Genomic DNA, 9,222 nt, shown 5'->3' on the forward strand with positions numbered 1-9,222 from the left:
AGGCCACCCGTGTTCCCCCATATCAAGCATTTAAAACATATATACATATATTTTTACATTCTGCTTCTACGATATATAAATCAATTTTGTTACTGCTAGGTACAAGAGAAAAGGACGCCTTTTGGCGTCCTTTGGGTATAAAAAAAGCCCATCGATGATGGGCTTTGGCTCTATAAAATTATAAAGCGTTTACTTTAGCTGCAAGGTTGGATTTTTTGCGAGCTGCAGTGTTTTTATGAAGTACACCTTTGGAGGCTGCTTTATCAATTACGCTAGTAGCTTGAACAAGTGCTTGTTTTGCTTCTTCTACTGCGCCTGCTTGAACAGCTTCAACGGTTTTACGAGCTGCTGTACGGATTTGAGATTTCACAGCGGCGTTTTTCGCACGACGTTCAGCATCCGTTTTTACGCTTCTAATACTGGATTTAATGTTTGGCAATTGAGTCACCTCCTTAAAAATCGTTTCTTATACCTGAATGATTATATCATACAAGATATTGTGACGCAAGGATTATATTACACAATACGACTATTTCATAATATCTTTTAAAAATGATGTGCCTACTGCATATGGTGAAAGTCCAAAGTTCGCCAATACGGTTTGTCCTATATCACCAAAACTATGGCGTAAACCTAAATCGATAGCCTCTTTCATACTTGGGCTATAGGCAATTAATGGAACATGTTCACGCGTATGATCTGTACCATGCCATGTAGGATCATTACCATGGTCAGCTGTGATGATAAGCAAATCATCTTCTTTCAATAACGGTAATAATCCACTTAATTGGTAATCAAAATCTTCGATGGCACGTTTATAGCCCTCTACGTTACGGCGATGACCATATAGACTATCAAACTCTACAAGGTTTACCATCATGAGGCCTCTTTCAAAGGAGGAACCTAATAAGTAAGGCACCACATTCATGCCGTGAGCATTCGATTTGGTTGGATAGCTTTCATCCCATCCGACATGAGCATAAATATCACCAATTTTGCCGACGGCTACCGTAGGAATTTGAGCAGATTGTAATTCCTGTTGCACCATGCGGTGTTCAGGCATACGGCTATAGTCATGACGATTGGACGTGCGTACAAAATGACCTGGTTTACCTACAAACGGACGAGCTATGATACGACCTACATAATAATCACCAACGCATACTTTATTACGCGTAATTTCGCACATCCGATACAAATCCTCTAGAGAGATTACATCCTCGTGTGCTGCGATTTGAAATACAGAATCGGCAGAGGTATATACAATAGGTTTTCCCGTTTTCATATGCTCTACGCCGAGACGCTCAATGATTTCAGTGCCAGATGCTACCTCATTACCAAGATACCCATAACCGGTTTCTTTGGTAAAGGTAGCCATTAATTCCTTAGGAAATCCATCGTAAAATGTTGGAAACGGCACCGTCACAGGATGGCCCATCATTTCCCAATGACCACTGGTTGTATCCTTTCCCGTACTGACCTCCTCCATTTTCCCATAAGCCCCCATAACAGAGGTTTCATCGGTCTTAATATCAGCAATATTGGCCAATCCCAAAGAACGCAATGTAGGACAATGAATCAAACCTGCAGTTGCTTCGATATGTCCTAATGTATTAGCCCCTTCATCATTAAATTTTGCAGCATCTGGGGCATGACCAATGCCAACAGAATCCATAACTAATATAATGATTCTTTTATACATAATAACTCCTCCCAAAGGAAGTCTACTTAAGATAAGGCATAGCTAACATTAGAGCTGCTAAGGATTTACTATCCTTAATTTGTTCATTCTTAATAGCCTCTAGCAGTTCAGGTAATGTAAAGTACTCAAGCTCTACATATTCATCAGGATCCCAGTTAGTTTCACCCATCGTCAATTCTTTTGCTAAATATAAATGTAATACTTCATTACAGAAACCAGGACTTGTTGCAATAGTTCCCAATGGGATCCATTGATTAGCACGGTAACCTGTTTCCTCTGCTAACTCACGTTTAGCACAAGTTAGAGGCTCTTCATTTGGATCTAATTTACCTGCTGGAATTTCAAGTAAAGGCTGTTGCAAGGCATAACGGAATTGACGTTCCATCACAATTTTATTGTCTTCTGTAACAACTACGATTGCTGTAGCACCTGGATGATGGACAACTTCACGCCACGCATCATTTCCATTTACATCAGCTATATCATAGGTAACCTTAATTAGTTTACCATCAAACTTCATTTCGCTAGATTTTTGTACTTCTTTGCTAATTGCCATACTTAATTCCTCGTATATATAAAATGATTGTTATAGTATAAAACCCATAACTCATTATAGCACAAATTAATTACACAAAAAGAAGGTTCCTACTAGTCATTTTGCGACTAATAGAAACCTATTTTAATGAGATTATATAAATATTACGCTACCTTTACATAGCCTTGTAATACTGTATCTACAATACTACATTTAGCATCTAATTCGGCTTTAAGTGCCGTTTCAGGATTGACTTCTCTAGATACCACCATATCTACGATAGATTTAGAGAATCCAGATACGAGAATAACACCGCTTGGATGCATTTGTACAGGAATTGTATTATGCGCATAGACCGATACATTCCAGAAAATGAGCCGTGGCATAGTATACCCAAGGGCTTCAAATTTCTGACGACATGATTCAATAACGGACGTATTATCCTCATGCTTTGTAGCCTGATCAAACTGCATATCAGAAATAATGAGGCACGCTGAAGGTAATTCCTCTTGACGCAGATGATTTTTTACAGCTGTATCTAGAATTAAGTCAAATGTTGCCTCTATATCCGTATTGCTGTAATCGTCAAAGCGATGCAATCGCCTTAGCTTATCTCGCAAAGTTTCACACATCGAAATGTCTACCATCTGAGGGCGATTGCTAAAGGTAATGAATCGATTTTTAAAGGATTCATTCTTATTATGCTGAGCACAATACAATGCAATCGAATCTGCTACGTTAAGTGCGGTAACGGAACTATTACCAGATAGTTGTTGCCCCATAGATCCAGACCCGTCGCGTATAACTAAGATATCGTCATAATCCTTAGGTGATTCTTGGGCATGCCATAATTGCTCTAATGTTTCATCATACGGTCTTAAAATATTCCTCCAGCAACTATTATTGTCTATATAGGCTTGCACAATATCATATAAGAACATAGAATTGGCATTAATCTTAACAGAATCATCGCCCTTTTGTAATGATGTAAGATACGCCTGGCGGCGTTCTTCATCATGTTTTAAAAAGGCATTACGATATTTAAGATTCGCCTTAGATGGCACATGATTATAGTTAATATCGTTCCATTGGTTAAGAGAAGCCTTGCGATCTACCACCGCTAGATGTTCGCGCAATCTAGACAGAGTTTTACGGTACTCTCGTGCATTTAGATGTAACAAGGATTGTAAAATAACTGCTTCAGAACGTTTTTTCTTAGACGATGTATTATTGGATGGCATCCATTTCGCTAACAAGCTAATAGAGTCACCGAGTCCACACGCCATTACATCACGTCTAAACTGATTGGCAATTAATTCACCTAGTCCATCGTGTAAGATACCACTTGTAGTATCAAAAAAGATGCGTAACACATCATCCCAACGGCCATAGTTCCATAACTCGGTGCCGATGATGAACTGCAATGCCATCTCTGGATGCAAGTCACCAATTTTAGTGAGCATCATGCGAAATACATCGCGTTCACCAAGACCTAGCTTAATATGGCGGGCATACATAAGCCATTTCATAGTATACAGAGGGTCTTCCTCATAGGATGTAATGAATAAACGTAACGCTTCTACTGCATCCATAGCGCGATCTGCACCATAGAAATATCGGTTATGTTTACTTTTACCATAAAAATCAACTGCGACCTGACGCAATGCAGGCACAGAGAAATTAAGGTCAACCAATGTACTACCGCTCGTACGATACGCAGTACCGTCATTAGCAGTATAAGATTTCTCATTGTTTGTTAAAGCGTCCATAAATGTATTCATAGTTCATATCTCCTTGGCATATAAAAAACCGCTACGGATTATCACAACGTAAATTTTGAAAGCAAAATAAACAAGACAACCATGAGCGGTTACAATACAAAGTTCAAGACAATTACTAACCTCACTGAGGCTAAGGATAACTAGACACGATACTCTAGACCAAAGGGTCTCCAAAATCACTTTTTCTGGTTAAATCATCAAAGATTGCTGCTAGTGTCTAACCTTATGAATCGTTTATGAACGATAACTATGAAATTATACTAGATTCTATACTCATCTTAATCAAGTTATATGTGACAGGATTGCTGTTAGAATCTAAGTCTTTCTGTTCTACATGTTGGTGATTACTTTCACCTGATGATGTTATTATAATACACGTATCCGTGTGTGTCAACAATTATTTTTTTTAATATTTTGCTTTTTTTTGAAAGTTAGAACTAGCAACACATATTTTACTGTATTGCTAGTCCCTTATAGTTACTACTAATACTTGGCCTCTACCCGCCAAATTTCATCAGCTAACCATTTCAATGGTCCGCGTGATGGTCGTAGAAATCTTGCCGTCATGCCTTCTATACTAAGTTGTGTAGATTCTAGTTGACCTGTTTTACACCAAATAGCAAAGTGTTCACAGTTATGGCCAAACAAATTATAATCGCCTTTGCCAATCATGGATCTAGCACGTTGAACCGTTTTACGAGGCCCATAAAAAGTAGAGGTCACATCTGCATCTTGGAAAATAGATAATAACGTATCGTCTTCGGCAATATATAAGGTATCTCCTTCACAAAATTCTTCAATGCTAGTTTCAGCAATTCGCCCATCTAGTGGAGAATCCCCTTTTATATAATGGATAATCTTATGATAACCAGCATATACACCATAATGTTGATATACATCACCAAAGAGAAAATTGCTTCGTTGACAAAATACGATATCACCTAATTTTAACTTTCTTGAACCCATTATTACTCTCCCATACAACACATCATTTATGATTATTCATATACGTAATAATATCATCTATGGAAATATTATGATTCTTGCCTCGTAATAATCGCCATACCTTTCTAACTAATTTATAGAACAGATATAAACCAGCCAATGGCCAAAATACACCAAATGGATTTTGTTCAAATGGATTCCGTGGATGAGGAAATGGTCCAGGCATAGGTCCTATAATATTAGGCCATCTATGTTCTTGATACACCCCATCAGGATGAACACCGGTCTTATTTCTATTGGAAGAAACATACTCTACTACATCCTCGTATAATTTAGGATCTTCTTTTTTTACACTTTCAAGAGCTTCTTTGATAACATCTGTTTTCATACCATACACCTCTATACTACAAAACAACATTAGACTAACTAACTGATTACATATATATTGTACAAAAGTGTATACGTAAAAAATAACGCATCAAAATATTATTTTAATAAATCGAGACCAAACGTATCTAATAAAGCCTCTTTACTAGGTCCATTGATTTCATTTACACCTAAATGATTTAAAATGGACTTATAATCTTCATTAGGTACATTATCATAGAATGCTAATTGTAAATATGTATTTGCCCGCGATGAACCAACATAAACCAAACGTTTATGTAATTCATTAGTGAGGCGATTGACTAAAATATCAATTAGTAAAACTGCTTTGGCTTCTAATCCTTTAAATTTACGAACTGATGTGAACAATATATTATTTTTCTTTGGCTCAGTAGAAATAGATACTCCATTAATAGCAGAAATATTTTTTAACATACTGTTAGGAACACTACTTGTAGTAAGAATAACAATGTCTTCAGGTTTAACCTTATCTTGAATCATTTTTGTAACAAACTTTGTAACAATGTTACGTAATTCATTTTCATTCTTGTAAAATGAGCCAAATGGTTTTATCCCTGACAGTTCATTTATATAAGCATCTTTCTTTATATCACTTAATGTTGTACCTACAGTCTTTGCTATTTCTGCAGTATTGCGACAATTTTTATACAATACAAGGCGACAATCCCCATAAGTATCTAACCAATGCGTCGATTTATGCATCATTATATACTGATTTTTATCGTAGAACACATAATAATGACCGCCTAACATGTCTACTAATATAGAAATATGTTCCAATATACGTTCATCAATATCTTGACCTTCATCAATAACTACATTTTCATAAGACCATTCTAAATCATCATATTCATTTTGAAAGTACTCTATAAACTGGGGGATAATTTCAGAAATAGCATAATCAGTATTAGGCATCAACTCTTCAGCTAATGATCTCACATTATGGAATACTATATTCTCACAAGAATAATGCTCTTTCACATAAGATAATAAGAACTCATTAAAACATAAATATAAGACTTTCTTACCTTCAGCAGCCAGCATTTTAGCCTTTTCAATAGCCAACATCGTTTTACCTGTACCTGCAGGGCCATGAATAACAGCCGTTGGCTGCTCACGTAAAAAATGCAATATAGATGCTTGTTGTTTCGTCATTTGAATATAACTTTTCGTTGATTCAAGAGCTGTACTTGCAACTGATTCAACAATATTAAATGTAGGCATCAACGTCTTAATCATGTTCTGAAAATCATTAATTGATAATTCAGAATCTCTAAATCCTAAATTAGATTTCCAATAGCTAAAAGCTTTATCCATAGATTCCTGTGGATTAAGTAAGCAATCTACATCAAACACAATATCTCTATTTACTTCTAGTGGTAATGAAACCTTATTATGAATTGCCACAGATGGAAACCATACGGCACGACCAATAACAGGCATTTGACCATTATAATGTTTACGTAAATAATTCTGAATCCTAAATTGACTCTCTGCAGCTTGTCCTAAAGGGTCTATAATTTTTTCTTCCTTTGTATTTCGATTCGTTTGAATCCAGTTTCCATCACGATAGGAAATCCCACCAGCTTTTACCTCTATAGATAAAATACCTTTTTTAGGATGTAAAATAACAAAATCTGCCTCACCTTCACTCCTACGTTGATTTAATTCCCCTAACCATCTATAAGAATGAAAAATTACATATTCGTTATTTAATTTAGAGAGCGCCTCATATACGAGACGCTCTCCTTCACTACCGTGGAAACTATTTATTATTGTTGGGTAGAATTTTGGCATTTAATATCTCCTAAAGTATATACATTTAGTTATTATAATTATAAATTTTCTTTATATCAGGAGAAATTGTAATATTGTAAATTTCACAAAGACTAGCCACCATTTCAATATATAATGCTTTTGCATCATTAAAGCGATAATTTTTTATATAAAAACAGCATTTAGATATATAATGTTGATATAAATTGATATAGATTTGATTTGATAATTCCTCCTCATCTATATGATTTACAATAGTTGGAGCAATTCTATAATATTCATTTATTAGTTTTAATCCATCCTTATCAAAACATTTTAAATATGTATCTCTAAACCTTCTTAATAAATTTAATTCATCACAATTAGAAGTTTTTTTCAGTGCGATACAAGTAGCAGTGGATATAAAACACCAAGAATCATGATAGTCTTCAACATCAATTTTCCTATTATAACTCTTACTTGAATTATATGAATCCTTACGCTTTTCTTCCTTTTTAATAATTTTATTTAATTCTAAATACCAGTCATTTGAATCCCTGTAATGCCTAATTTTGAAAAATAAATCACGGGATTTCTTAATATTCTTAGATATACCTAGCCCATTAAGATACATCATTGCTATATAATAAGTAGCAATATCACTCTGGCACTTACGCAAAAGTTTTAAAGAAATAGGATAATTTCCCAATCTATAGTGTAACAAACCAATTTCTAAACTATAATCATTATCTTTTTTTATCTGACTAAGCATACAAAAAAAATCAATTGCATTACTAGCTGCTATCCGATTATCATCTTTTTCCATTGATTTATTATCAAGCATTTTGCATTTATCATACAGTTGATAAGCTAAAAATTCAACAGCTGGCAAGTATCCTTTTGATATAGAAATTTTCAAAAAGATATTTGCTTTACTAGATTTTTCATTCAAATTCTCTAAAGCTAATTTAAAACATGTTTGTGGATCTAAATAATCAGATATGAGTTCCTTAATTTTATTATTAGTCCATTTATCTACTCTAATATTAGATTGATGTATTTGTTCTGAAATCTCTAACAATTTTATTCCTGCAACATGATACTCCAATTCTAGGGCTCTGAAGAGCATTAGAATACTCTTCTTATAATTTTTTCGATTAAATAAAGATAAGCCTAAATAATATAGCTCTTTACCAGATTCAACATTATCAACAAAAGAAACTATTTCTATCAGTTCAGATTCAGATAAGTTCAAGACACTAGACATCGCTATTTTAATTTTACTATTAAAATAAATATTTTTAACATTCGCTACTAAATATAATTCTTCTTTGGACAAAACATCTTGATTAAGATATTTAAGATATATCTCAAATATCTCAGTATAATCAAAATTAGCTTTTTTTAGTTGCAAAATTATATTATGCATTTCCTCAATATCTTTAACATTAGAACAGATAAAAAATTTTCTAATAAGTAGATTTATTACCTCAAATTGATTTTCTAAATTTAAAAGAGTTATATCAAAATATTCATTTGACAAACCATTATTCAATATATAATTTAAAATTTCCGAGTAAAAATTACAGAATTTATTTTTACTAATACTTAACTCATCATATTCTATTTGTTTATACTCATAATAATACTGTAATTGTTCTTTTAGCTTATCATCTTGGATTCTAAGTAAATCTGTTTTTAGCCCTTTTAGTATATTATTTAATCTATTTAGAGAATTGATATAAAAATTCTTAACTTCTAGCAATAACAAATCAATTTCTTGATTTATATTATAATTATAAAAAATATTATCAAACCTTTTTATTCTATCTATCAAATTTTTATAGGAAATACACTTAATATATTTAGATTTATATACATGAAGAAACTTTTTATATTCAGATTTACTACCTAAGAAATAAAAAGAGTTATAATACAATTTCTTCTTAAAAAATTCCTCATTAAATATTTCATTTCCAATAAACACACTGACTGTTATCTTATCTTTTAATTGACAATATACTGTATTTTCTATATCCATATCCAAAGGAAAATATACAAAACAAGTATTTGTAGTAATTTTAGATTGATACGAA

The 9,222-nt window shown here is 33.4% G+C and carries 8 protein-coding genes; all 8 read right to left on the bottom strand.

Annotated features, from left to right (window positions below):
• Nucleotides 1-178 precede the first annotated feature (178 nt).
• A complete protein-coding gene (rpsT, locus tag RYP29_RS01695; RefSeq protein WP_005378787.1) occupies nucleotides 179-439 on the bottom strand; it encodes a 30S ribosomal protein S20 in 261 nt (86 codons plus the stop codon).
• A gap of 90 nt (nucleotides 440-529) precedes the next feature.
• Nucleotides 530-1,702, bottom strand: a complete 1,173-nt coding sequence (locus tag RYP29_RS01700) for a phosphopentomutase (RefSeq protein WP_311531795.1) — start codon at nucleotides 1,700-1,702, stop codon at nucleotides 530-532.
• 22 nt (nucleotides 1,703-1,724) lie between these two features.
• Nucleotides 1,725-2,258 (bottom strand): NUDIX hydrolase, encoded by a 534-nt coding sequence (locus RYP29_RS01705; RefSeq protein ID WP_311531797.1) that lies wholly within the window; start codon nucleotides 2,256-2,258, stop codon nucleotides 1,725-1,727.
• Between the two features lie 143 nt (nucleotides 2,259-2,401).
• On the bottom strand, nucleotides 2,402-4,018 hold the full coding sequence (locus tag RYP29_RS01710) for a DUF2828 family protein (RefSeq protein ID WP_311531799.1): 1,617 nt from the start codon (nucleotides 4,016-4,018) through the stop codon (nucleotides 2,402-2,404).
• 483 nt (nucleotides 4,019-4,501) lie between these two features.
• Nucleotides 4,502-4,984, bottom strand: coding sequence for a lecithin retinol acyltransferase family protein (locus RYP29_RS01715; RefSeq protein ID WP_311531801.1), 483 nt, complete (start codon nucleotides 4,982-4,984; stop codon nucleotides 4,502-4,504).
• A 22-nt stretch (nucleotides 4,985-5,006) separates the two neighbouring features.
• Nucleotides 5,007-5,351: a hypothetical protein gene (locus RYP29_RS01720; RefSeq protein WP_311531803.1), complete on the bottom strand. Its 345-nt coding sequence runs from the start codon at nucleotides 5,349-5,351 to the stop codon at nucleotides 5,007-5,009.
• A 98-nt stretch (nucleotides 5,352-5,449) separates the two neighbouring features.
• A complete protein-coding gene (locus RYP29_RS01725; RefSeq protein ID WP_311531804.1) occupies nucleotides 5,450-7,168 on the bottom strand; it encodes an NERD domain-containing protein in 1,719 nt (572 codons plus the stop codon).
• Nucleotides 7,169-7,193: 25 nt separating this feature from the next.
• Nucleotides 7,194-9,222, bottom strand: a 2,029-nt coding sequence (locus RYP29_RS01730) for a CFI-box-CTERM domain-containing protein (RefSeq protein WP_311531806.1), incomplete at its 5' end; no start/stop codon positions are given.

Source organism: uncultured Veillonella sp. (genome assembly GCF_963534045.1).
In the GTDB taxonomy this organism is placed as follows: Bacteria; Bacillota; Negativicutes; order Veillonellales; family Veillonellaceae; genus Veillonella.

What these genes read in the sequence shown, in the direction of transcription:
- RYP29_RS01700 (WP_311531795.1), bottom strand. Translation starts at nt 1,702, where the DNA reads ATGTATAAAAGAATCATTATATTAGTTATGGATTCTGTTGGCATTGGT.
- RYP29_RS01705 (WP_311531797.1), bottom strand. Translation starts at nt 2,258, where the DNA reads ATGGCAATTAGCAAAGAAGTACAAAAATCTAGCGAAATGAAGTTTGAT.
- RYP29_RS01710 (WP_311531799.1), bottom strand. Translation starts at nt 4,018, where the DNA reads ATGAATACATTTATGGACGCTTTAACAAACAATGAGAAATCTTATACT.
- RYP29_RS01715 (WP_311531801.1), bottom strand. Translation starts at nt 4,984, where the DNA reads ATGGGTTCAAGAAAGTTAAAATTAGGTGATATCGTATTTTGTCAACGA.
- RYP29_RS01720 (WP_311531803.1), bottom strand. Translation starts at nt 5,351, where the DNA reads ATGAAAACAGATGTTATCAAAGAAGCTCTTGAAAGTGTAAAAAAAGAA.
- RYP29_RS01725 (WP_311531804.1), bottom strand. Translation starts at nt 7,168, where the DNA reads ATGCCAAAATTCTACCCAACAATAATAAATAGTTTCCACGGTAGTGAA.